Genomic DNA, 25,593 nt, shown 5'->3' with positions numbered 1-25,593 from the left:
CCTTGATAATGCCTTGATAATTAAGTAGACAAAGACCTTAAAATCATTATTAAAACAAGTTAAGACAACGTAAGATAGGTTTTTTATGAAGTTAAATGTTCAAACGGCGATGATTGTTGCAATCATGGCGGGTGCAACTGCACTGACCGCCTGTAGCAAATCTGAGCAAGCAGATGCAGCGGCGGCACAGCAGCAACAAATGCCAAAGACAACCGTTGATGTGCAGACCATCAGCTTGCAGGCTGTGCCGGTGATTCAGACCTTTTCGGGGCGTATTGCTGCCAGTGAGACATCCGAGGTGCGTCCACAGGTGACAGGTATTGTTGAAGAAGTGCTATTTCGTGAAGGTAGCACCGTGCAAGCAGGTCAGCCTTTGTATCGCATTAATCTAGACAGCTACCAAAGCTCGCTAGAGGCAGGGCAAGCAGCCGTCGCCAATGCTGAGGCAACCATGCAAAATGCACAAGCGGCTAGAGCATCAGCACAAGCGAATTTGGTCGCACAGCAGGCAAATCTTGCACAAGCGCAGGCGGATTTGAACCGTTATAAGGGGCTGCTTGAGATTGGTGCAATTTCAGAGCAGCTACATGACCAAGCAGTAACCGCAGTGCGTACCGCTGAGGCGAATGTCAAAGCATCTATGGAAGCAGTCAATCAAGCAGATGCATCCATCAACAGTGCCAAAGCATCTATCGCCAGTGCCAAAGCTAGCCTGAATGCTAGCCAGCTTGATGCATCACGCACCATTGTCAAAGCACCGATTAGCGGTGTGACAGGCATTTCGGCGGTGACGGCAGGTGCATTGGTGTCAGCTAACCAAACAACGGCACTGGTTACCATTAACCGTCTTGACCAAGTCTATGTCGATATCAGTCAATCCTCTGCTGAGATGCTTAAGATGCGTGAAGAAATCGCATCGGGCAAGATGGGTCAAGGTAGCCCAGAGGTGCAGTTGGTACTAGAAGACGGTACAACTTATCCTATCATTGGTCGCTTGCTACTTGCCAATGCTAAAGTCGATGAAAAAACAGGCGCAGTGACTTTGCGTGCCTTATTCCCAAATCCTAACGGGCAGCTATTGCCGGGTATGTTTGTCAATGCACGTCTGATTCAGACGGTTGTGCCAAATGCTGCCTTGTTGCCACAAAGCGCCATCACTCGCACCGCAAAAGGCGAAACCCAAGTCTATGTGGTCAACGCCCAAAACAAAATCGAAGTGCGTGATGTTACCACTGCAGGCACTTATAATGGTAACTGGATCGTGACAGGTGGCATCAATAATGGCGACCGTGTTGTCATCATCGGAGGCTCAAAAGTCAAAGCAGATCAAGAAGTTGATGTGCGTGAGCTGCCGCCGGCAGGTGTCAGCCAAGAACAAGCTCAGGGGCAAACTGCGCCAACATCCAATTCTACTGAGCAGGGTGTGCCTGCACAAAGCGCAACTCAAGCACCAACTCAAGCACCAGCTCAACCAGCTGTGCCAATGGCACGACCTGCTGAGCAAGTAGATGGCGAAACCACAAAACAAGCTCAATAACCCAACAAATAGGTAATTTATGTCTCGATTTTTTATTCAAAGACCGATTTTTGCATGGGTCATTGCATTATTGATTATGTTGGTGGGTATTTTGTCCATTCGTGGATTGCCTATTGAGCAGTATCCGCAGATTGCACCCCCAACTGTACAGGTGTCCGCTGTCTATCCAGGTGCTGATGCACAGACCATCGAAAACTCAGTGACGCAGGTGATTGAGCAACAGATGAAAGGCTTGGATGGCTTGATGTATATGTCATCTAGCTCATCTGCAAACGGTCAAGCAAGCGTTACGCTTACCTTTGAAAGTGGTACTGACCCTGATACAGCACAAGTCCAAGTACAAAACAAACTACAATCAGCGACCAGTTCATTACCAGAAAGTGTGCAGCGTCAAGGTGTCTCGGTCAATAAGTCATCCAGTGGCTTTTTGATGTTTTATGGCTTTGTCTCAGAAGATGATAGTATGGATGAGGCGGATATTGGTGATTATCTTAATACCAATATTGTTGATGGTCTAAGCCGTGTCGAGGGCGTGGGTTCAGTAGAGGTGTTTGGTTCATCTTATGCGATGCGCATTTGGCTAGACCCTGCCAAGCTACGTGCCTATAACCTAATGCCATCTGATGTCTCAGCGGCGATTCAGTCGCAGAATGTGCAAGTCTCAGCAGGTCAGTTGGCAAGCCTACCGACCAATAATGAGCGTGCTTTGATTAGTGCTAGTATTGGCGTTCAAAGCCTGATGCAGACTCCAGAAGAGTTTGAAAATATTCTGCTAAAAACTGATACCGCAGGGGCAAAGGTATATCTAAAAGATGTCGCTCGTGTGGAGCTGGGTTCACAAGATTATTCTTGGACGTCCAAAAATAACGGTCAGACCGCAGTAAGTATGGCAATCAGCCTAGCATCTGGTGCTAATGCGCTTGAAGTGCGTCAGGCGGTCGAAGATAAAATGACTCAAATGTCAGCCAACTTTCCAAAAGGCTTGACCTATGTTGTGCCATTTGATACCACGCCGTTTGTCCGCTTGTCGATTGAGCAAGTTGTGCGTACTCTACTTGAGGCGATTGCACTTGTATTTGTGGTGATGTTCTTATTCCTTCAAAACTGGCGTGCGACCATCATCCCGACTTTGGCGGTGCCTGTGGTAATTCTAGGTACATTTGCTGTGCTGTCGATGTTTGGTATGAGTATCAATATCTTGACGATGTTTGCAATGGTGCTTGCTATTGGTCTATTGGTCGATGATGCGATCGTCGTCGTGGAGAATGTTGAGCGTCTACTTGAAGAAAATCCTGAAATGTCAGTAATGACTGCCACCATTGAATCGATGCAAGAGATCAGTAAAGTGGTTATCGGTATTGCACTGATTTTGTCAGTGGTGTTTGTTCCGATGATTTTCTTTGGTGGTTCGACAGGGGTGATTTATCGTCAATTTGCTGTGACGCTGATTACCAGTATGGTGCTGTCGGCGATTGTGGCGTTGGTGTTTACGCCTGCGCTATGCGTGTCAATTCTTAAGCGTAAAAAACATCAAGACATCCAAACCCAAAAAGGCTTTTTTGGTTGGTTTAACCGTGCTTTTTATAAGGCAAGTAGCGGTTATGAAAAATTTGTTGGCAAAACCTTTAATGCCAAGCTGATTTATGTCGTTGTCTATGCGGCGATTATTGCTGTACTTGGCTTTTTCTTTGTGCGTCTGCCAAGCGCGTTTGTCCCTGAAGAGGACCAAGGCGTGCTATTTGCGATGGTGCAGATGCCAGCAGGCACAACCGAAGATAAGACTTCAGCAGTGATGGACAAGGTTCGTCAGTATTATCAAACCCAAGAAGAAAAGAATGTCGAAAGCGTATTTTCGATTACTGGCTTTAGCTTTATGGGTAGTGGTCAAAACATGGGTATGGCGTTCATCAAGCTCAAAGACTGGAGCGAGCGTACGGGCGATGAGAATGCCGCGGCAAATATCGCCAATCGTGCTATGATGATGAATATGACCATTCCTGAAGCAAGTATGGTAATTTCAATGGCACCGCCTGCGATTATGGGTTTTGGTAACTCAAATGGTTTTAACCTGCAGCTCAAAGATAATAGTGGTGTCGGACGAGAAAAGCTACTTGAAGCACGTAATATGCTACTTGGTATGGCATCACAAAGTCAGGTAGTGACTGGTGTCCGTCCAGGTGGTCAAGAAGATGCACCAAAGCTAAAACTCAATGTTGATTATGAAAAGGCAGCAGTGCTTGGCATCCCTGCAAGCAATATTAACTCAACACTTGCAATGGCATGGGGTAGTAGCTATGTCAATGACTTCATTGACCGTGGCCGTATCAAAAAAGTCTATATGCAAGGTGAGCCTGATAGTCGTGTGATACCAGAAGATATTGGCAAATGGTATGTGCGTAACAACGATGGTCAGATGGTGCCGTATAGTGCTTTTGCAACGAGCGAATGGGAGTACGCTAGCCCAAGTGTCGTCCGTTATAATGGCGTACCATCGATGGAGCTATCGGGTAATGCTATCCCTGGCAAGAGCTCGGGTGATGCGATGGCTGAGATGGAGAATTTTGCCAAGCAGTTGCCTGAAGGTGTTGGTATTGAGTGGAGTGGCTTGTCTTTAGAGGAGCAAAAATCTGGCGGTCAAGCACCACTCCTTTACGCACTAGCTGTCGTGGTGGTATTCTTGTGCTTGGCGGCATTGTACGAAAGCTGGTCAATCCCATTCTCGGTACTGCTGGTGATTCCATTGGGCGTGTTGGGTGCGATTTTATTAACCACCATACATGGGCTGAGTAATGATGTGTACTTGCAAGTTGGTCTATTGACCGTCGTGGGTTTGTCCGCCAAAAACGCCATTTTGATCATTGAATTTGCCAAAGAACTGCAAGAATCTGGTAAAACACTCAAAGAATCAGTGATGCAGGCGGCTCGTATGCGTCTGCGCCCAATCATCATGACATCACTTGCATTTGGTATTGGTGTTGTGCCATTATACATCGCAAGTGGCGCAGGCTCAGGCAGCCAAAATGCTGTCGGTACAAGCGTACTTGGTGGGGTGATCACAGCGACCTTCTTAGGTGTGTTCTTTATCCCGATGTTCTATGTGTGGGTGCGTACCGTGTTCCCATATAAGACAAAGCCTGCCCAGACGACACAAGATCACTAAGAGGTAATTATGAAAACAACACATACTGTACGCATCTTTGGGCTTACGGCACTGGCAGTCAGCATGGCTGCTTGTAGCACGATCCCAAAAAAGATCGATACAAGCAAACCTGTGCTTGCTGTGCCGAATGTCAAGCTTGATCAGTCTTATGAAGTGCTTGATAAGGACACTATCAGCACCGCTGAAGCACCAAGTGTTGCTTCAATGCGTTGGCAGGATTATTATACCGATGCCAAATTAAAAGCGTTGATTCAATTGGCACTAGATAATAACAAAGACCTACAAAAGTCTGTACTGGCAGTGCAATCAGCTCGAGCACAATATCAAATCACCGAAGCATCAGGTCTGCCGACCATCGGTGCTTCAGGTGGTGCGACTCGTTCGGCGAACAACCGTGTCGATGCCAACCCATCAACAGCTTATAATGTTAATCTTGCGATGAGTAGCTATGAGCTGGATTTGTGGGGCAAGGTCGCAAGCCAAAAAGAGCAAGCATTGCATGAGTATCTAGCAACCAATGCCGCAAAAGACGCAGCGCAAATCTCGATCATCTCAAGCGTGGCTCAAGGCTATGCCAACCTAGCTTATGCGGTCGCCCAGCGCAAGCTTGCTGCAGCGACGGTCAAGACGCGTGAGCACTCATTGATGATTAACCAAAAACGCTTCGGTGCAGGCGTGGATTCAAAGACGCCAAGCCTACAAGCAGAAGCGTCGCTTGAATCAGCAAAACTTGCGGTTTATCAAGCAGATACGGGCATCTTGCAAGCACGCAATGCCTTGCAGCTTCTGATCGGTATGCCTGTGCCAAATGAGCTGTTGCCGGATATTTTTGTGAATAACACCACAGAAGTATCGCCAATCACATCGCAGACTTTATTTAGTACAGGTCTGCCAAGTGAACTGTTGTATTATCGCCCTGATATTATCCAAGCTGAGCACAGCCTAAAAGCCGCTGGCGCGAATATCAATGTCGCTCGTGCTGCCTATTTCCCATCGATCTCATTGGCATCAAATATTGGATTTAGTAGCAGTAGCCTTGATAATCTATTAAAATCGAGTGCTTTTGGTTGGTCGTTTGGACCAAGCGTCAGCTTGCCGATTTTTGATGCAGGTGCTCGCCGTGCCAACTATGAAGTTGCGCAAATCGCCCAAAAATCTGCACTCGTCAGTTACGAAAAAGCCATCCAAACTGCCTTTAAGGAAGTTGGTGATGTGCTAGCGACTCGTGCGACACTTGGCAGTCAGCTTGAAGCGCAGTATCGATTGCAGCGCAACTATCAGCAGACTTATGATATTGCCCATGCTCGTTTCCGTTCGGGTTTGGATAATTATCTGACCGTGCTTGATGCCGAGCGTTCATTGTTCGCCAACCAACAAGGCATCTTGCAACTTGAACTACAAGATATGATCAGCCAAATCGAGCTGTATCAAGTGCTGGGTGGTGGAGCAAATCTGACCGCTGAACAGATCACTGAGTTTAATCGCCAAAAACAAGCGATGAAAACCGCTGAACTGGCTACAAATCAGCAAGTAGCACCGACAACCATCGAAACTGGCACAGGTACACAGATCATACAGCCTACACCAGAGACGATTCCTGTCGCCGAACCTAAATAAGCCTAAGTCTTAATTAGGTGACAAAAGCACTCATCAGCCGATGGGTGCTTTTTTGTTGCTTATAGCAAAGTGTGTTACAATGTTTTTATTTTAGGATTAAGTGATGACAGCGCTGAATCAACTGTTTGTCTATGGCACGCTCATGCCAAATCAACCCAATCATCATTGGCTTGCCAATATCGGTGGCCGCTTTGAGACGGCAAGCATGACGGGCGTGCTGATCCCACAAGGGTGGGGTGCAGCCGAAGGTTATCCTGCCATCATCCCATGCGAGCAGGGTCGGATGGTTGAGGGTTATTTATTCTGCTCTGATAATCTGCCTGAGCATTGGCAGGCGCTTGATGACTTTGAGGGCGAGGGCTATGTGCGTACGCAGGTGATGGTCACGATGGCGGACGGCTCACAGCAAATAGCATGGGTCTATGCGCTGGCGGTCGATGAACAGGAAAAAGTACACTTGATAGCAACTTATCAGCAAGCATAATACCGATGAATGACACTGGTTTTTTGGTGTCAGATTGGGTATTGTATGGATGGTATTTATTTTAAGGATTGGATCATGAACCGTAGAAATGTCTTAAAAGGCGGACTATCTTTGATGGCGATTGGTTTGGTAGGTTTGCCAAAAATCGCATCCGCTGTCGTACCAACTGTCGCCCTGCAAGTCCCAGAAACCTTGATGGGTAATCCACTGCTTGATTTTACTGGCTTGCCAAAATACTCCAAAATCAGCGCCGCCGATGTCGTGCCTGCGATGGATTTTTTGATCGTAGAATCCAAAAAAACCATCGATGACATCGCCGCCATCCCATCGATCTCGTGGGATCGCTATTATTTTTCGCTGCTGGATATTGATGATAAATTATCCAAAGCATGGTCGGCGGTGGCGAACCTGCATTCAGTGCGAAATGACGATGCGTTTAGAGCGGCTTTTAATGATGCCCAAAAAAGCTTGACCGAATACTCGACATGGCGTGGTATGCACAAGGGGCTGTATCAGCAGGTACAGGCGATCAAGAACTCAGCAGAATTTGCCACGCTTGATACACCTAAGCAAAAAGCCATCGAAGATACCTTGCGTGAGTTTCGCCTATCAGGTATCGATTTGTCAGACAGCGACCAAAAAACCCTTGCCCAAATCAACGCACGCTTATCAGAGTTATCAACGCAGTTTAGTAATAATGTGCTAGATGCGACCAACGGCTGGCATAAGACGGTCAGTGGCGATGCGCTCAAGGGGCTGAATGATTCAGCACTGGCAAGCGCCAAACAAAAAGCCGAAGAAAAAGGCGAAACAGGCTATCGCATTGGTCTTGACACCCCAAGCTACTTGGCAGTGATGAACTATGCTGATGATGGCGCACTTCGCCAAGAGATGTACGAAGCGTTTCTCACCCGAGCATCTGATGTCGGGCCAAATGCCGGCAAATGGAATAATAACCCTGTCATCGCCGAAATCCTAAAACTACGCCTACAGATGGCAAAACTGCTTGGCTTTAATAACTATGCCGAATATTCGCTAGCGACCAAGATGGCGGACTCGCCAAAGCAGGTGATGGATTTTCTGGATGGGCTTGCCAAGCGTAGCCGTGCTAAGGCACAGGCGCAGTACGATGAGCTTGCTGCCTTTGCCAAGCGTGAATATGGCGTGGAGACGCTAAACCCTTGGGACATCGCCTACTATACCGAGAAGCACAAGGCAGCATTGTATTCATTTGATAAAGAGACTTTGCGAGAATACTTCCCGGAAGATAAAGTCTTGGCGGGACTATTTGAGATTGCCAAGCGTATCTTTGGCATCACCATCCGACCTGCATCGGCGGATGTGTGGGATTCATCGGTGAAGTTCTTTGAAGTGTATGATGCGTCGGATAAGCACAAAGCGTCGTTTTATCTTGACCTATATGCCCGTGAGAATAAGCGGGGCGGCGCATGGATGAGTACCGCCATTGACCGTATCCGTCATGCTGATGGCAGTGTGCAGCTGCCTGTGGCGGTGCTGGTGGGGAATTTTCGCAAGCCTGCCGATGGCGAGCCGTCATTGCTACTGCATGATGAAGTGACGACCTTGTTCCATGAGTTCGGTCATGGCGTGCATCTGATGCTGACGCAGATGGATATTCAGGGTGTGACGGGGCTCAATGGCGTGCCGTGGGATGCGGTCGAAGTACCAAGTCAGCTGATGGAAGGCTTTACCTTTAACCGCACGAGTCTGCCGCTCATCTCATCGCATTATCAGACAGGCGAGCCACTACCGAGCGAGCTACTGGATAAACTACTCGAAGCCAAACACTATCAAGGGGCGTTCAATCTGATTCGTCAGCTGGAGTTTGGGATTTTTGATATGACGGTCAATACCCAATACACCGCCGATAAGCCAGAGAACTGGGCGCAAGAGCAGTTCTTGGCAGTTAGCCGTGATGTGGGCGTGCTGACACTGCCTGACTATGTGCGTCGCCCAAATTCATTTACGCATATTTTCTCTGGGGGCTATGCGGCAGGCTATTATAGCTATCTGTGGTCGGAGCTACTGGCCAATGACGGCTTTGCCAAGTTTGAAGAAGATGGCGTGCTAAATCCAGTCACCGGTAAGCGTCTAGAAGATACCATCCTAGCGCAAGGTGGCTCTCGTCCGCCGATGGAGCTGTATGTCGAGTATCGTGGTCGTGAACCAAAACTCGATGCACTGCTTGCTAACTATGGTATTCAATAAGTAAATTAAGCCAAACCACCTTGTCTGGATTATACAAGGTGGTTTTGCTGTGTGATTATTGATCATTATAGCCAATAAAGATGGGTTTACCCGTCCAGTTAAGGCGCTCACCTTGTTGATTAATATAAAACGCTTCGCCAGTGGAGTAATCTACAACACTCGCAACACCATTATCAAAAGAATAAGCTTCATCATATTGTAGTGGAATTACTACCTTGCCAGTTTTATCAATAAATCCGAATTTGTCATTATGCTTAACCATTGCCAATCCATCGCTAAAAGACTCAGCCGAATTATATTTAAATGGAATCACTATCTTACCAGTGTTATCAATAAATCCCCATTTACCATTACGCTCAACCGCTGCCAATCCTTCGCTAAAAGACCCGACCCAATCATAGTTTAGTGGAATCACCACCTTGCCAGTGTTATCAATAAATCCGTATTTGTTATTTTGCTTAACGCTTGCCAATCCTTCGCTAAAATACCAAGCCCAATCATAGTTTAGCGGAATCACCACCTTACCGGCTTTATCAATAAATCCGTATTTGCCATTTTGTGAAACACTTGCTAATCCTTCGCTAAAATTCCAAGCCCAATCATATTTTAGCGGAATTACTATCTGGCCGGTTTTATCAACAAACCCCCATTTGCCATTTTGCCGAACCTGTGCCAATCCTTCGCTAAAATACCAAGCATCATCATAGTTTAGCGGAATTACCACCTTGCTAGCTTTATCAATAAATCCCACTTTGCCATTTTGCTCAACCCTTGCCAATCCTTCGCTAAAAGACCAAGCCCAATCATAGTTTAGCGGAGCTACCACCTTGCCGGTTTGATCAATGAAGCCGTATTTGTCATTTTGCGAAACTTTTGCCAATCCCTCGCTAAAAGACCAAGCGTCATCATACTTCAGCGGAATCACCACCTTGCCGATTTGATCAATGAAGCCGTATTTACCATCACGCTTAACCACTGCCAATCCTTCAGATAGGCAATCCACATAATCATATCCGTATACCACTGGTCGCTCGCATGCCCATAGATTTTGGCTAAATAAGATACCGCCCGTCAGTAGCAGAGCGGATGATAAATGACGCATGGTATGAGTGATGGGGTGTTTCATAAATTTTCCATGATAAGAATTAGTTGATAAATAATGTATCAGAATTTGGTAAAATGGGCAATTAAATGATGCTGTTTAGCGGTCCTGTTTATTCTAGTGGCAACTGCACATCAACAATTTTCCAATCAAATAAGCCATCTCGTGCCATGATGACGGTGACAGGCTTGCCATTGTCTTTGGTCAGTGTGACGCCAAAGCGATCCAGCGACTGATAGCCCAAGTCATATTGCCAGTCATGGCTGGTGGCAGTATCTGCCGTGTCTGTCTGTGGCGTGGCGGCATCACCGAGCGCAAGCTGTTTGCCGATATCTTTGCCATCGAGTATCAGCTCGACAGCCTTTGGCGTGATGACGGCATCGACGACACCATCCACCATAGCAGTGGCGAACATTGCACCCAGTAGTGCGCCATCATCGGCAGTGTCGAGCGCAGGGATTTCTTGGGCGACTTTGGTTTTGAGTTGTTCTTTGACACTGCTTTTGACTTGGGGGAAATCCACCGCATCGATGAGCGTGGCGGTGTCTTTGGCATCGACGGCGGATTTGAGCTGATACAGCGTCAGATAGGGTGAAGCGAGATAATAGCCACCAAAGGCAAGTATGAATATGACAACAATGGCGCCGAGAAATTTTTTCATAATCAATCCTATGTCACGGCGGATCTTCAGATTTGACCGTGATGTTGATGAGTTTTTGAACCAAAGGTCGCACCATAATAACACAACAGCCAGCAATCGGCACCGAAATGACATAAGAATGCAGCACACGAGTCATAAACCCTGCATCAAACCCTGTATTGATCCACACCAAAATAATCGACATCAAAAACGCCATGATACTAGCCATATAAAAAGCAAAAGCAATGTGCGCAAATCGAGCAGGAATGAATGCAAAGTTTTGTTTTGATTTCATAATATGTCCTAAATATTCTGATGGATGATGACATTGTAAAACGGATACATCAGCTTGGTCATCATTTTAATTGATAAATGAAAACCAAAAGTTGATAAATGACCATCGGCGCTGTTTTGTAAATTTACAAAATTTCACTGCAAACTGATTGGGGATTCACAGTATAATGAGCCAATTTCATAGGTCTTTTTTAAGGAAAAATGATGATTTTAACACTCGCAAAAACCGTCTCAACAGGTGCTGATCTAGGTATCCATACCAAGATGGCGAACCGACACGGCTTGATCGCAGGGGCGACAGGTACAGGTAAGACCATCAGCCTGCGCAAGATGGCTGAGAGCTTTAGCCGACTGGGTGTGCCGGTATTTTTGGCGGATGTCAAAGGCGACTTATCAGGTATCGCCAAAGCTGGTACAGCCACCGGCAAAGTTGGCGAGCGTATGGCAGAATATGGGCTTGGTGATGAGTATTTGACAGGCTTTCCGGTGCGTTTTTGGGATGTGTATGGCGAGACGGGGATTCCTGTGCGTGTGACCATCTCACAGCTTGGCAGTACGCTATTGGCACGCCTATTGGGGCTTAATGACACCCAAGAAGGCCTATTGAACCTAGTGTTCAAAGTTGCTGATGATCGTGGCTGGCATTTGCTGGATCTCAAAGACTTACGCAGTATGCTGGTGTATGTGGCGGATAATGCCTCTGAGTTTCGTGTGCAGTATGGCAATGTCTCGGCAGCGAGTATCGGGGCGATTCAGCGTCAGCTGTTACAGCTTGAGAGCGAAGGGGCGAATGAGTTTTTTGGTGAGCCATCGTTGAACCTAGAAGACTGGGTGCAGACCGAAGGCGGCAAGGGCGTGATTAATATCCTAAATTCTGAGAAACTGATGCGTTCGCCACGCTTGTATGGGGCGTTTTTGCTGTGGTTTTTGGCAGAGATTTTTGAGACATTCCCCGAAGTAGGCGACTTGGATAAGCCAAAATTCGTGCTGTTCTTTGATGAAGCGCATCTATTGTTCGACGATATGCCACCTGCTTTGACCAAGCAAATCGAGCAAGTGGTACGCCTAATCCGCTCAAAAGGCGTGGGCGTGTATTTTGTCACCCAAAATCCACTGGATTTGCCTGATACCATCCTGGGTCAGCTTGGTAACCGTATCCAACACGCCTTGCGTGCCTTTACCCCACGAGACCAAAAAGCAGTCAAATCTGCCGCTGAGACTTTCCGCAGTAATGAGTCGCTCAATGTCGCCGAAGTCATCAGCGAGCTTGGTGTGGGTGAAGCACTTGTGTCGTTCTTGGACGAAAAAGGGATGCCGACGGTGGTTGAGCGTGCCTACATCCTACCGCCATCATCACAGCTGACACCGCTGTCAAGTGATGAGCGTGACCAAGATTATCAAGGCGATGTCTTGTATCGTTATTATAAAGATATGGTTGATAATTATTCTGCTTATGAAGCATTGAACGAGCAAGCAGTAGCCGAACAAGCACAAGCTGAACAAGTGCAAACTGCCCAAACTGCTCAAGCCGAACAAGCGAACAACCAATCCGCTGAAAAATCCGCAGGCAGTAGTGCGCTCGAAGGCTTTTTGGGTGGCTTAACCGGCGGTCGCAAAAAAACCGGTCAAGGCACAGCCTACAATGTCGCTGATGCGCTTGGCAGTCAGCTTAACAAACAAGCCACTCAAGCCATCAGTCGTGGTCTGATGGGCGTGATTAAGAATTTATTAAAATAATTGGTTTGGCTCACTGACCCAAATTATCCCAATAAGCCATCGCAAGTCGGTGGCTTATTGCTGAACAAACTTACCAAAACAAGCACATCTTTTGTCAAAGCTATATCAAAAAATTGGCAACTATGCTAAAATCTAGGCAATTTGTCTAGTTGTTATGGGCTTAAATCAGCCTAACGAAAGCTTTGGGGGCGATATGTCTGATAAAAATCCACAATTTTCTCGCATTCTACTAAAACTGTCGGGCGAAGCCTTGGCAGGTGGTCGTGGCATGGGTATTGATGCGTCTATCCTTGACCAAATGAGCCTTTCAATCGCTCATCTGTGTGGTCTGGGTGTACAAGTCGGTATCGTCGTCGGCGGTGGCAACTTGTATCGTGGTAGCCAACTACAAAAAGAAGGTCTGGTTGGCCGTGTTACAGGCGACCAAATGGGGATGCTTGCGACTGTGATGAATGGTCTAGCCATGCGTGATGCGCTGGTTCGCCGTAACATCAAGACTCGCCTGATGTCAGCCATTGCCATTGATACCGTGGTTGAGTCATATTCTAGCCGTGATGCGATTCGTCATCTCAATAACGGCGAAGTGTGTATCTTTGTTGCAGGTACAGGCAATCCATTTTTTACCACCGATACCGCAGCGTGCTTGCGTGGTATCGAAATCGAAGCAGGCCTAATCCTAAAAGCAACCAAAGTCGATGGCGTCTATGACAAAGACCCAACCACCAATGATGATGCGGTGAAATTCGACAGTCTAAGCTTTGATGAAGTGCTTGAAAAGAAACTTGGCGTGATGGATTTGACCGCCATTGCGCTATGCCGTGAGCATAATGTACCGCTACAAGTGTTCGATATGAATAAGCCAAATGCACTACTCAATGTCGTGATGGGCGAAGCTGAAGGCACTCGTGTTTATCATTGATAAATAAGCCATGATACTGATGATTTGGTATCATGGCGATGATTGATTGGTAGATTTTAAGAATTTGAAAGGAAATTGATATGATTAATGACATCAAAAAAGACGGCGAAGCTCGTATGAATAAGACGCTAGAAGCGCTTGAAGGGGCGTTTGCTAAATTGCGTACTGGTCGTGCTCATCCGGGTGTACTATCAGGCGTGATGGTCAGCTACTATGGCTCTGAGACACCACTTAACCAAGTAGCCAGCATCAATGTCGAAGACAGCCGTACGCTACTGGTGCAGCCATTTGACCGCTCGATGGTACAAGCGGTGGATAAGGCGATTCGTGAAGCGGATTTGGGTCTAAACCCGATGACTGCTGATGTCATCCGTGTGCCGATGCCTGCTTTGACCGAAGAGACTCGCCGTGATATGCAAAAAATCGCTCGTGGCGATGCTGAGCAAGCGCGTGTCTCTGTGCGTAATATCCGCCGTGATATGTTAGGCGACATCAAAGATTTGCTAAAAGAAAAAGAAATCTCTGAAGATGATGAACGCCGTGCAGCTGACGACATCCAAAAGCTGACCGATAAATTCATCGCTGCCATCGATACCCGTCTAGAGAAAAAAGAAAGCGAATTGATGGAAGTATAATTTACTTAAGTCATTCTACACTGACATGGGCGGAGCGATGCTCTTCCTGTGTCATAGTCATTTAACAAAAGTATAAACACCATGATCACACCCTTAGCACCGCTTGCCACCGTCCCACAGCACATCGCCATCATCATGGATGGTAATAACCGCTATGGTAAAGCCAATCAGCTTGCGACAGGTGCAGGTCATGTGGCGGGTAAAGATGCGCTTGACCCGATTGTCGAGCATTGCTTGGCTCGTGGCGTGCAGGTCTTGACGGTGTTTGCTTTTTCGAGCGAAAACTGGGCTAGACCTAAGGCAGAAGTTGAGCTGTTGATGCGTCTGCTTGAGCAGACCATTCATGAGCAGATGCCCCGTATGCATAAATATCGCATTCGCCTACGTTTCATCGGTGACCGTAGTTTGCTATCTGATGAGTTGGCACAGCTGATGGCGGATGCCGAAGCGACGACGGCGCAGTTTGATGCGATGACTTTGGTAATTGCCATCAGCTACGGCGGACAATGGGATATCGCCAATGCTGCCAAAATGCTTGCCCAAGAAGTCGCAGATGCTAAGCTTAGCGTTGATGACATCACGGTAGATGCGTTGGCAAGCAAGCTACAATTGGCGGATTTACCTGCTGTAGATATGCTGATTCGCACTGGTGGGGATTATCGTATCTCAAACTTCTTGCTATGGCAAATCGCTTATGCCGAGCTGTTTTTTACACCGACGCTGTGGCCAGAGTTTGGCGTGGATGAGCTTGATACGATGATGGCAAGCTTTGCCAATCGTGAAAGGCGATTTGGCAAAACCAGTGAGCAAGTGCAAGCTGACACAGCACGCTAAGCACTCATTTATAACCTAAGGACACCATAGGACACCTTATGTGGCAACGAATTAAAACCGCAATTGTATTGGTGATTATTGTTGGCTTTGCACTGTTTGCAAGTTCGATGCCGATTTTTGTTGTGCCACTACTTGCCATCGGTGTGCTGATTGCAGCCCATGAATGGACGAAGCTCATGCCAAAGGTCAAGTACCCAGCGCGCTTTGTCTTAGCGGTGCTGCTTTTGACGATGATTGCCATCTTTGTGCCGTGGACTTGGGCGTTTTGGTGGGCGGCGTCGATTGCGATTTGGGCGATGGCGACAGCTTGGGTGCTACAATATCCTGCTAAGGAAAAATGGTACGGCAAGCGATTGGCGTATATGGGCGTGGTGATTTTGACCGCTGCCATCACTGCCATGTATGGACTGTGGCAGATGTCACCGTGGTGGCTGATGTATGTGTTTTTGCTTGTGTGGTGTGCTGATAGTGGGGCATATTTTGTCGGTCGTAAATTTGGCAAACGCAAGCTTGCGCCGAATGTCTCACCAAACAAAAGCATCGAAGGTCTGATTGGTGGTCTTGCGACCGCAGGCGTGGTCGCCATCATTGTCGGCAATTATCTACAGCTGTCAGGCACGGCATTATTCTTATTTCTTATCCTATCTGCCATCACAGTGGCGGCAAGTGTCTTGGGTGATTTGTTTGAATCCATGCTCAAACGCCGTGCCGGTATCAAGGACTCTGGCAGCATCCTACCGGGTCATGGCGGTGTGCTTGATCGTATTGATTCGCTATTGTCAGCGACACCGATTTTTGCGTTTGGCTTTTGGATGCTACTCAGACTTGGCGTATTCACCGAAGTGTGGGTTAAGATGCACTTTGCCGCCATGCGGATTCCTTTTTAATCCTTGATTTTATTGATATTTATAAAGATTTGACACACTGATGAACATTCACAGCAACTTTACTGCACAACGCTTAGCCATCCTAGGTGCGACAGGCTCAATCGGTGATAGTACTTTGGCACTGGTTCGCCAGCATCCTGATCGCTATCGTATCCATGCCTTATCAGGCTATGGGCGAGCGGATAAGCTGTTTGAGTTGGCGTGTGAATTTCGTCCTGTGCGGGTCTGTACATCAGTGGATAATCAGCAGAGTTTACAAGACAAATTACACAGTGCAAATCTTGACATCGAAGTGCTAGCAGGCGATGATGGCTTGATAGCTTTGGCAAGTGATCCTGCGGTGGATACGGTGGTGGCGGCTATCGTGGGTGCGGCGGGGTTGTCATCGACTTTAGCAGCTGCCAAAGCAGGCAAGCGAATTTTACTTGCCAATAAAGAATCGCTCGTGATGGCAGGCGAGCTTGTGATGAATACCGCTCGTCAGCATGGGGCGGTGATTTTACCGATTGATTCTGAGCATAATGCGATTTTTCAGTGCCTGCCACAATCTGTACAAGCGGATAATACCGCCATTCATGACGATCAGCATGGCATCAGACAGCTGTGGCTGACGGCATCGGGCGGTGGATTTTTGTACAAATCGATTGAACAAATGCAAAATGCCAGTGTCGCCGACGCCATCACTCATCCCAACTGGTCAATGGGACAAAAAATCTCTATCGATTCGGCGACGATGATGAATAAGGGGCTTGAGTTGATTGAAGCGTGTCATTTGTTCAATCTGCCTGAGTCTCGTATCAGCGTCGTGATTCATCCAAATAGCGTGGTGCATTCGCTGGTCGAATATGTCGATGGCAGTTTTTTGGCGCAGCTTGGCAGTCCAGATATGAAAACGCCGATTGCTCATGCACTCGCTTATCCTGAGCGGATAGATGCGGGGGTGAGTCGTTTGGATTTGTACCAATTGGCGGATTTGAAATTTTTAGCGCCGGATTTGGATAAATTTGCCTGCCTTAAGCTTGCTCGCATGGCGGCACAGCGTGGCACGGGGGCGTGTATTACGCTCAATGCTGCCAATGAAGTGGCGGTGGCAGCATTTTTGGCAGGGCAGATTCGCTTGACTGACATTGCCAAGATTGTCGAAGCGTGCCTGATGGATGATACGCTGATTGCTGATTTTGACCAAGAATTTGCTGACGAAGCACAGGGCTTGGCACGGATTTTGGCAATGGATGATAAGGTACGCCAAGTCGCCAAAGCCAAGCTTGAGACACTTGTGCGGACGGTGGCGGACGCATGAATGCGCTGTATATGATATTGGCAGCCATCTGTGTGCTTGGGCCACTGGTGGCATTGCATGAGTTTGGGCATTATATCGTCGCTCGCCTGTGTGGGGTCAAGGTGCTGACCTATTCGATTGGTTTTGGGCCACGATTATTCGGCTGGACAAGTCGCCGTTCGGGGATTGAGTATCAAATCGCTGCCATTCCCTTAGGTGGCTATGTCAAGATGCTCGATGAGCGTGCCGAGCCTGTACCTGATGCGCTCAAATCGGTGGCGTTCAATACTCAACATCCCCTAAAGAAAATCGCTATCGTCGCAGCAGGGCCTGTGATGAATTTTATCATTGCCATTGTGCTGTTTTGGGTGCTGTTCTTATTCCCAAGTGAACAGCTTTTGACCAAAATCGGTCGCATCATCCCTGAGTCGCCTGCTGCGCACAGTGCGCTGATTGTTGGCGATCGAATTGTCAGTATTGATGGCAAGGCAGTGGAGACATGGCAACAGACTGCTTATGCACTGGCTGATAAGATGGGTGAGAGCACAAATATCACTGTAGGCATCGATCGTGATGGACAGCACTTGAGTGCTGATGTAGCGGTCAAGAACTTTATGCAAAGTGGCATGACACAAAGTGATACGGCGGATAATAGCCAAAAAGATCCGCTGACGAGTCTTGGGGTGATGCCGTATCAGCCTGTCATTGAGCCTGTGGTGGGTGAGATGGTGGCAGATGGTGCAGGTGCGCTGATGGGGCTCAAGGTCAATGATCGATTTGTCGCCATCAATGGCACAGCGGTCAATGACTGGCAGTCAGTTGCCGAGCAAATTCGCAAGCATCCAGAAATCATGCTAAACGCCACCATCGTGCGTGATGGTCAAGAGCAGTCCATTAGGCTGATGCCCCGTGGCATCAAGACTCGTGATGGTGTCATCGGTCAGCTTGGTATCAAGCCAAAAATCGACAGCGAGACACTGATACCGCCCGAATATCGCACAACCATCCAATATACGCCGATACAAGCACTACAAAAGTCTTTGACCAAGACTTATGATTTGTCAGTGATGACCGTCAATTCAATCGCCAAGATGATTACAGGGATGATTGGGCTTGAGAATCTATCAGGGCCGATTACCATTGCTGAAGTGTCCAAGACCAGCTTTGAAATCGGCTGGCAACAGGTGCTATCGACAGCGGCGCTGATTAGCCTAAGTCTTGCCGTGCTCAATTTATTGCCGATACCGATGCTTGATGGCGGTCATTTGTTGTTTTATTTTTATGAGCTGATTCGTGGCAAAGCGGTTGCCGAATCGGTGCAAGCGATGGCATTTCGTGTGGGTGCGATATTGCTTTTATGTTTCATGGTGCTAGCGATTAGTAACGACATCATGCGTATTTTTGGCTAAATCCTGCTTTTGTGCTAAAGTATGTGAAATTTTCACCCAAATTGCGTTTTTATACTTGCCAAAATCTCATTTTTGGCTTACCTTTAGCAGGATAAATATGTGGCATGAGTGGATTTTTGTATCAAATTATGCCATATTAAACAGATTAATTTAAAATTAAGTTTGGATAGACTTATGCGTATTTCAACTTTTCAAGGTTTTAAGGCAACAGCCATTGCATTGGCAGTGACGATGGCGATGAGCACAGCTCATGCAGAGTTTGTTGCCAATGACATTTCCATCTCGGGTCTGCAGCGAGTGACTATTGAGAGCCTGCAGACGACATTGCCGATTCGCATGGGTCAGACGGTCAGCGATGAACAGCTTGCCGAGAGTATCCGTGCATTGTATGCCACAGGTAATTTTTCGGATGTGCAAGCCGATGTCAATGGCGACCGTGTTGTCTTTAGAGTGACAGAACGCCCAACCATTGCCGAGCTGAATTTTGAAGGCAATCGTCTGATTCCAAAAGATGCGCTTGAGCAAGGCTTAAAAGCGAGTGGTTTGGTTGTCGGCGGTGTGCTAAAGCAATCAACCATCCATGCGCTTGAGAGCGAATTGACCAACCAGTACGCATCGCAAGGCTACTACAATACCGATATCACTGTCAAACAAACTGACCTTGAAGGTAACCGCGTCAAGCTAGACATTGAGTTTGCCGAAGGTAAGCGTGCTCGTGTGGCGGATATTAATATCATCGGCAATAATCACTTTAGCGATGATGAGCTACGCCAAACCTTCGTCGTCAAAGATGATGTCATCAATCCACTATCTCGTGCTGATCGCTACACCCAAGAAAAGCTAGCCGCTAGCGTCGAACGACTGCGTGCAAAATATCTAAATTCTGGTTTTGTAAAATTTAATATCGATGATGCGACATTAAATATCGATGAAGAAAAACAAAAAGTCTTTATTGAAGTGGCTATCAGCGAAGGCGAGCAGTATCAATTTGGCAAAGCTAGCTTTGCAGGTGATGTGACTTATCCAATGGATGAGCTAAATAAATTGATTGCCTTTAAAGAAGGTGAAACCTATTCTCAAGCCAAAATGGATGAAACCAGTAGCGCTGTCGCTAACAAATTCGGTGATGATGGCTATTATTATGCCCAAATCCGCCCTGTCACTCGCATCAATGATGCTACTCGTACCGTTGATATCGATTATTACATTGACCCTGTGCGTCCTGTCTATGTACGCCGTATCAATTTTAATGGTAACCACAAGACCAAAGATGAAGTGCTACGCCGTGAGATGCGTCAGCTAGAAGGAGCGTTGGCATCGAACCAAAAAATTCAGCTGTCTCGTGCACGCCTAATGCGTACTGGCTTTTTTAAGAATGTCGTGGTTGATACACAACCAGTACCAAATTCACCAGACCAAATCGATGTAAACTTCGTAGTTGAAGAACAACCATCAGGCTCGTCATCGATTGCTGCAGGTTATTCTCAAAGCGGTGGTGTGACTTTCCAATTTGATGTGTCACAAAATAACTTTATGGGTACAGGTAATCGTGTCGCTGCAGGTTTTTCTCGTTCAGAGACTCGTGACTCGTACAATCTATCGATGACCAATCCATTCTTTACGGTCAATGGCGTATCACAGACCATTGGTGCTTATTATCGCCGTACCAAATACGATCCAAAAAACCTGAGCAACTATGTCATCGATGCCTATGGCGGTAACCTAACTTACAGCTATCCGATTGATGAAAATCAGCGCATCAGTGGCGGTATCAACTTAGATAGTGTCAAGGTGCAAGGTAGTAGCAGAATGGGACTAAGTAATGTCAATGACTTGGTCAAAGATGGTGGTACGCGTTTTTATAATGGCGGTAATATTGAAAGCTTTGAAAATAAATACAATACTTATAATGGATTGATTGGTTGGAACTATTCAAGTCTGGATCGTCCTGTATTTCCAACCGAAGGTCAAAGCCACTCGGTGGATTTGACACTTGGTTTTGGTGATAAGAATTATCAAAAAGTCGTCTATAATGGTAACTATTATCACCCATTTATCAAAGGCTCAATCCTGCGTGGCTATGCCAAGCTTGGCTATGGTCACAACCTACCATTTTATGAAAACTTCTATGCCGGTGGCTATGGCTCGGTGCGTGGCTTTGATCAATCAACACTTGGCCCATTGTCGCAGCCATATAATGCAATTGAATGGGCGGCAGGCAACTTAAAAGCTGTAGCAGATGGCGCTACAGCCACTGAAGAAGGTAAGGCGTATTGGCAATCCATTCTAGATGGTACAGCTTCTACCACTACTAATCGTGGCCAAGAAGTGGGTGGTAATGCTTTGGCAACCTTTGGCGCTGAGCTGATTTTGCCGATGCCGTTTAAGGGGGATTGGACAAGTCAAGTACGCCCAGTACTATTTGTCGAAGGCGGCCAAGTCTTTGATACCACAGGTCGTGCTGATGAGACGGTAGATCTATCGACCATCAACCCGAATCTGACAGGTACTGCTAAGCTAATGAATGCGGATAACGAGCTTCGTTATAGCGCAGGTGTTGGTGTGACTTGGTACACGGCGATTGGTCCGATTTCTCTAAGCTATGCTAAGCCACTCAATGCCAAAGAATATGACGAGACAGATAACATTCAGTTCCAAATCGGTAGCGTGTTCTAATGGTGGATTTGGTAAAAATTATCACCACCATCGAGCGACGACAGCCTGTCCTGAACAAGGCAGAGCTTGACGATGCACACAGCATCAGTATCGATGGCGTGGCAAATCTAGCGGATGCGACAGCGACCAAGCTTGCTTTTTTGGCTCAGCCAAAGTATCTGCCAGAGCTTGCTGGCTCAAAAGCAGGCGTGGTGCTGATCTCTAAGAAATTCGCCGATAAGCTGACAGACTATCCAATCGAAGGTATCGTGCTACTGGTCAATGATGCCTATTTGGCTTATGCGTGCGTAAGTGTCTTATTTGCACCTGCGAGCCTACCATCGATTCATCCGACAGCGCAGATCGATGAGCGTGCGACGATCGGTGAATGTGTGTCAATCGGTGCCTATGCCGTCGTCGGTCGTGATGCTATCATCGCTGATGGTGTGTCCATCGGCGCACATTGTATCATTGCTGATGGCGCATCCATCGGTGCTGATAGCGTCATCATGCCACAGGTGACGATTGGTCATTCATGCGTGATCGGTCAGCGAGTGCGTATCCATAGCCATGCCAGTATCGGCTCAGAAGGCTTTGGCTTTGCGCCACTGATGGGTGAACAAAGTGTTGAGTGGCAACGCATCGCACAGCTTGGACGAGTCGTCATCGGTGATGATGTGCGCATCGGTAGCAATACTTGTATTGATCGTGGCGCTGTCGAAGATACCGTCATCGAAGATCATGTCATCATCGATAACTTGGTGCAGATTGCGCATAATGTGCGTATCGGTCGTGGCACAGCGATCGCTGCCAAGGCAGGTATCGCAGGCAGTACCACCATCGGCAAAAACTGCATCATCGGCGGTGCTGTCGGTATCAATGGCCATCTGACGATCACTGATGGCGTCACCTTTACTGGTATGGCGATGGTGATCAGTGATGTCACCGAGTCTGGTACTTATTCATCAGGGACGGTTGCTATGCCACAAGCCAAATGGCGCCGTGCTGCGGTCAAATTCCGCCAAATGGGCGAAAAATAATCTATTATTGGAATACAATCATGTCAGTATCATTATTTGATGAAGAATTACTCAGCGAAGCCGATGTACAATCGCTTAAAGAGCGTGGCGTCACACTACCGCTAAAATATGACCAAATCAAGCACTATTTGCCACATCGCTATCCGTTTATGCTGATTGACCGTGTGACTGCGTGTCGTGTCGATGAATGGATTACAGGCTATAAAAATATCAGTATCAATGAAGAGTTATTTAACGGTCATTTCCCTGATAATCCGATTATGCCAGGGGTTCTGATGGTCGAAGCGATGGCGCAGCTGTCTGGTATGCTTGGCTTTATCAGTGCAGGGCAGACATCCGAAGATGGCTATCTGTATCTGTTCGCCGGTGTGGATAAGGTGCGCTTTAAGAAGCTTGTAGTCCCAGGTGATCAGCTTGTTATCCGCTCAAAAACGATTATGAATAAGCGAGATATTTATAAATTTGAATGTACGGCGCATGTTGATGGCCAGCTTGCGTGTAGCGCAGAGATTATGATTGCTCGCCAAAAGTTGGATGCGATAAAAAATTGATTCATGCTATTTGACAATTTTTTATTGATTTTTTATTAAGGTAAACTATGAATATCCATCCAACCGCCATCATTGACCCAACTGCCGAAATCGACGAAACAGCGGTCATCGGCCCGTATTGTATCATTGGCAAAAATGCCAAAATCGGCGCTCATACCGTACTGCGTCGCCATGTCGTCATCGGTGAAAATACGACCATCGGTAAGCATAACGACATTTATCAATTTGCAAGCGTCGGCGAAAATCCACAAGATCTCAAATATGCAGGCGAACAGACTTATCTAGAAGTTGGTGATTATAACCGTATCCGTGAAGCGTGTACCATCCATCGTGGCACGGCGCAAGATCAAGCCATGACCAAGATCGGTAGCCATAATCTACTGATGGTTAATGTGCATATTGCCCATGACTGCGTGCTTGGTGATTACAATGTACTGGCTAATAATGTGGGCGTGGCAGGGCATAGTCATATCGGTAATCATGTCATCATCGGTGGTCAGTCTGGCATCCATCAGTTCTGCCGTATCGATGACTACAGCATGATCGGTGGTGCTAGCCTAATCCTAAAAGATGTCGCCGCTTTTGTCACCGTATCAGGTAATCCTGCCAAAACTCATGGTCTGAACAAAGAAGGAATGCGCCGCAAAGGCTGGTCAGCCGAGACGATCAAAGCCATCGATGAAGCTTATCGTGTGGTATTTCGCTCAGGGCTACTGCGTGATGAAGCGGTAGCACAGCTTGAGCAGATGGTCGAAAAAGAACCGAAAGTACAGTTATTGATCAACTCAATCAAAAACAGTGAGCGAGGTCTGATCCGCTAAACACCCAAATCAACCATAAAACACCCACAAGTACATAAATTTGTGGGTGTTTTTTACATTTAGGATTTGACTTTTTTTGTTTCTTAATTCAAACTATTATTCTAGGTTTTGTAAACTCTATGATTTATAAACATTTTTTATATTTATAAAAACTTCATGGAATAAATCAAGGGTCTAAAACGCTATGTATTAGGGCGTCGCATTTCTTGGAGGAATACAAGAAACGAACGCAGGATGTGTATTTGCACGAGTTGAATTGAATTGGAGGGCTTATGTCGGCGCAACGAGAAAGTTGGTCAGCACGCTCTGGCTTTATTTTGGCAGCCATCGGATCGGCTGTCGGTTTGGGCAACATTTGGCGTTTTCCGTATGTATCGTACGAAAACGGCGGTGGTGCATTTTTTATTCCATATTTGGTCGCATTGGCGACTGCAGGTTTTCCACTGCTGTTTTTGGATTATGTAGTTGGTCAAAAGTACAAAGGCGCACCACCGACTGCATACCGCCGTATGGTCAAATCCGCCGAAGGCATCGGCTGGTGGCAGGTGGCTGTGTGTACCATCATCGGTATCTACTATGCGTCGGTACTGAGCTGGGCAGGTAGCTATACGCTGTTTGCTTTCGGGCAAAAATGGGGCGAGGATACCGAAGGTTTCTTCTTTAATACTTACCTTCAAAATGCCAGTGAGATGACGCTTAGCTACTCACCTGAGCTATTGATTGGCTTGGTGGTGGTATGGGCGATTGTCCTGTTCATCATGTACGGCGGTATCAAAAAAGGCGTTGAGCTATCGAACAAAATCTTCATTCCGCTACTTGTGGTGATGTTTGCGATTTTGGTTGGCCGTGCGGTGACATTGCCAGGTGCGACTTTGGGTCTGGACACTTTCTTTGCCCCAAACTGGGAGAAAATGGCTGATCCAAAAGTCTGGCTCGCCGCTTATGGCCATGTATTTTTCTCAATGTCGATCGGCTTTGGTATTATGGTGACCTATGCCTCATACCTAAAGCGCAATGCCAACTTGACAGGTTCTGGTTTGGTGGTCGGTTTTGCCAACTCAAGCTTTGAGTTGTTGGCAGGTATTGGTATTTTCTCAGTGCTTGGCTTTATGGCGCAGGCATCGGGCGTACCAGTTGCTGATGTGGTCAAAGGCGGTATCGGTCTTGCGTTTATCGCATTCCCAAAAATCATCTCAACCATGGGTGATGCAGGCCACATCGTCGGTATCTTGTTCTTTGCGTCATTGACAGTAGCAGGTATCACATCGATGGTATCGATCCTACAAGTGCCAATTTCAGCAGTACAAGACAAATTCGGCTGGTCAAAAAACAAGTCAGTGACCATCGTTGGTCTAGGCTCTGCGATCATCTCGATTGCGATGTTTGGCACCAAAAACGCCATCACTTTCGTGGATATCATCGACAACTTCGCCAACAACATCGGCATCGTACTGGGTGCAATCTTGTCAATCATCTGGGTAACTTGGCTAAATCGTGGCCTATTGCCTAAGCTTATCAACCACATCAACGCCATCTCAAGCGTGAAAGTCGGCTTTGTGTGGACATTTATGCTGACTGTGGTGACACCAGTGGTGCTGATCGTTACACTGGCATTGTCATTGCAATCACTGTTTAAAGAAGGCTATGGCGGCTATCCAACTGATGTGCTGTTTACTTATGGTTGGAGCGTGGTGATTATCTGTGCGATTGTCGCTTTGCTATTGCCAAACATCAAAGGACATAAGTCGCACGAAGAATAAGGA

General features: G+C 47.0%; 20 protein-coding genes. 17 read left to right on the top strand and 3 right to left on the bottom strand.

Annotation, left to right across the window (positions count from 1 at the left end):
* Window positions 1–85 precede the first annotated feature (85 nt).
* The 5 genes from Q0N89_RS02930 (at window position 86) to Q0N89_RS02910 (ending at window position 9,027) form a co-directional block, all read left to right on the top strand.
* Window positions 86–1,537 carry an efflux RND transporter periplasmic adaptor subunit gene (locus Q0N89_RS02930; protein WP_294033308.1) on the top strand — a complete coding sequence of 484 codons (1,452 nt, stop codon included), beginning with the start codon at window positions 86–88 and terminating at the stop codon, window positions 1,535–1,537.
* A gap of 19 nt (window positions 1,538–1,556) precedes the next feature.
* Window positions 1,557–4,697, top strand: a complete 3,141-nt coding sequence (locus Q0N89_RS02925; protein WP_294033307.1) for an efflux RND transporter permease subunit — start codon at window positions 1,557–1,559, stop codon at window positions 4,695–4,697.
* Between the two features lie 9 nt (window positions 4,698–4,706).
* The gene (locus Q0N89_RS02920) at window positions 4,707–6,314 is read left to right on the top strand and encodes an efflux transporter outer membrane subunit (protein ID WP_294033306.1); all 1,608 of its coding nucleotides are present in this window, start codon (window positions 4,707–4,709) and stop codon (window positions 6,312–6,314) included.
* Window positions 6,315–6,417: 103 nt separating this feature from the next.
* The gene (locus Q0N89_RS02915; protein ID WP_294033305.1) at window positions 6,418–6,798 is read left to right on the top strand and encodes a gamma-glutamylcyclotransferase; all 381 of its coding nucleotides are present in this window, start codon (window positions 6,418–6,420) and stop codon (window positions 6,796–6,798) included.
* A 75-nt stretch (window positions 6,799–6,873) separates the two neighbouring features.
* Window positions 6,874–9,027: a M3 family metallopeptidase gene (locus Q0N89_RS02910; RefSeq protein WP_294033304.1), complete on the top strand. Its 2,154-nt coding sequence runs from the start codon at window positions 6,874–6,876 to the stop codon at window positions 9,025–9,027.
* A 55-nt stretch (window positions 9,028–9,082) separates the two neighbouring features.
* On the opposite strand, the gene Q0N89_RS02905 is transcribed toward Q0N89_RS02910, so the two are convergent.
* The 3 genes from Q0N89_RS02905 to Q0N89_RS02895 form a co-directional block, all read right to left on the bottom strand.
* Entirely contained in the window at window positions 9,083–10,129 is a 1,047-nt protein-coding gene (locus tag Q0N89_RS02905) for a WG repeat-containing protein (RefSeq protein WP_294033303.1), read from the bottom strand.
* Between the two features lie 112 nt (window positions 10,130–10,241).
* Complete coding sequence (locus tag Q0N89_RS02900; RefSeq protein ID WP_294033302.1) at window positions 10,242–10,790, bottom strand: DUF2939 domain-containing protein; 549 nt, start codon at window positions 10,788–10,790, stop codon at window positions 10,242–10,244.
* Between the two features lie 13 nt (window positions 10,791–10,803).
* Window positions 10,804–11,064 carry a DUF2798 domain-containing protein gene (locus Q0N89_RS02895; protein ID WP_294033301.1) on the bottom strand — a complete coding sequence of 87 codons (261 nt, stop codon included), beginning with the start codon at window positions 11,062–11,064 and terminating at the stop codon, window positions 10,804–10,806.
* 203 nt (window positions 11,065–11,267) lie between these two features.
* On the opposite strand from Q0N89_RS02895, the gene Q0N89_RS02890 reads away from it, so the two are divergent.
* From Q0N89_RS02890 to Q0N89_RS02835, 12 genes are all read left to right on the top strand, one after another.
* A complete protein-coding gene (locus tag Q0N89_RS02890; protein ID WP_294033300.1) occupies window positions 11,268–12,800 on the top strand; it encodes a helicase HerA-like domain-containing protein in 1,533 nt (510 codons plus the stop codon).
* A 193-nt stretch (window positions 12,801–12,993) separates the two neighbouring features.
* Window positions 12,994–13,719, top strand: coding sequence for a UMP kinase (gene pyrH, locus Q0N89_RS02885; protein WP_078253478.1), 726 nt, complete (start codon window positions 12,994–12,996; stop codon window positions 13,717–13,719).
* Between the two features lie 80 nt (window positions 13,720–13,799).
* On the top strand, window positions 13,800–14,354 hold the full coding sequence (gene frr, locus Q0N89_RS02880) for a ribosome recycling factor (RefSeq protein WP_078253479.1): 555 nt from the start codon (window positions 13,800–13,802) through the stop codon (window positions 14,352–14,354).
* A gap of 81 nt (window positions 14,355–14,435) precedes the next feature.
* Window positions 14,436–15,188, top strand: coding sequence for a polyprenyl diphosphate synthase (gene uppS, locus Q0N89_RS02875; protein WP_294033299.1), 753 nt, complete (start codon window positions 14,436–14,438; stop codon window positions 15,186–15,188).
* Between the two features lie 38 nt (window positions 15,189–15,226).
* Window positions 15,227–16,075 carry a phosphatidate cytidylyltransferase gene (locus Q0N89_RS02870; RefSeq protein ID WP_294033298.1) on the top strand — a complete coding sequence of 283 codons (849 nt, stop codon included), beginning with the start codon at window positions 15,227–15,229 and terminating at the stop codon, window positions 16,073–16,075.
* A 40-nt stretch (window positions 16,076–16,115) separates the two neighbouring features.
* A complete protein-coding gene (gene dxr / locus Q0N89_RS02865; protein ID WP_294033297.1) occupies window positions 16,116–17,375 on the top strand; it encodes a 1-deoxy-D-xylulose-5-phosphate reductoisomerase in 1,260 nt (419 codons plus the stop codon).
* Entirely contained in the window at window positions 17,372–18,763 is a 1,392-nt protein-coding gene (gene rseP / locus Q0N89_RS02860; protein ID WP_294033296.1) for an RIP metalloprotease RseP, read from the top strand. The genes dxr and rseP overlap by 4 nt, the downstream gene beginning before the upstream one ends.
* A gap of 174 nt (window positions 18,764–18,937) precedes the next feature.
* Entirely contained in the window at window positions 18,938–21,439 is a 2,502-nt protein-coding gene (gene bamA, locus Q0N89_RS02855) for an outer membrane protein assembly factor BamA (RefSeq protein ID WP_294033295.1), read from the top strand.
* On the top strand, window positions 21,439–22,458 hold the full coding sequence (gene lpxD, locus Q0N89_RS02850; protein ID WP_294033294.1) for a UDP-3-O-(3-hydroxymyristoyl)glucosamine N-acyltransferase: 1,020 nt from the start codon (window positions 21,439–21,441) through the stop codon (window positions 22,456–22,458). Before bamA ends, lpxD begins: the two co-directional genes overlap by 1 nt.
* A gap of 20 nt (window positions 22,459–22,478) precedes the next feature.
* Complete coding sequence (fabZ, locus tag Q0N89_RS02845) at window positions 22,479–23,009, top strand: 3-hydroxyacyl-ACP dehydratase FabZ (RefSeq protein ID WP_294033293.1); 531 nt, start codon at window positions 22,479–22,481, stop codon at window positions 23,007–23,009.
* 47 nt (window positions 23,010–23,056) lie between these two features.
* Window positions 23,057–23,830 carry an acyl-ACP--UDP-N-acetylglucosamine O-acyltransferase gene (gene lpxA / locus Q0N89_RS02840; RefSeq protein WP_294033292.1) on the top strand — a complete coding sequence of 258 codons (774 nt, stop codon included), beginning with the start codon at window positions 23,057–23,059 and terminating at the stop codon, window positions 23,828–23,830.
* A 272-nt stretch (window positions 23,831–24,102) separates the two neighbouring features.
* Window positions 24,103–25,590, top strand: coding sequence for a sodium-dependent transporter (locus Q0N89_RS02835; RefSeq protein WP_294033291.1), 1,488 nt, complete (start codon window positions 24,103–24,105; stop codon window positions 25,588–25,590).
* Window positions 25,591–25,593 lie beyond the last annotated feature (3 nt).

Origin of the sequence: uncultured Moraxella sp., from assembly GCF_945873075.1 — a bacterium.
Taxonomy (GTDB): Bacteria; Pseudomonadota; Gammaproteobacteria; order Pseudomonadales; family Moraxellaceae; genus Moraxella.
The sequence above is the reverse complement of the archived record's forward strand: the minus strand, read 5'-3'. Positions and strand labels throughout refer to the sequence as shown.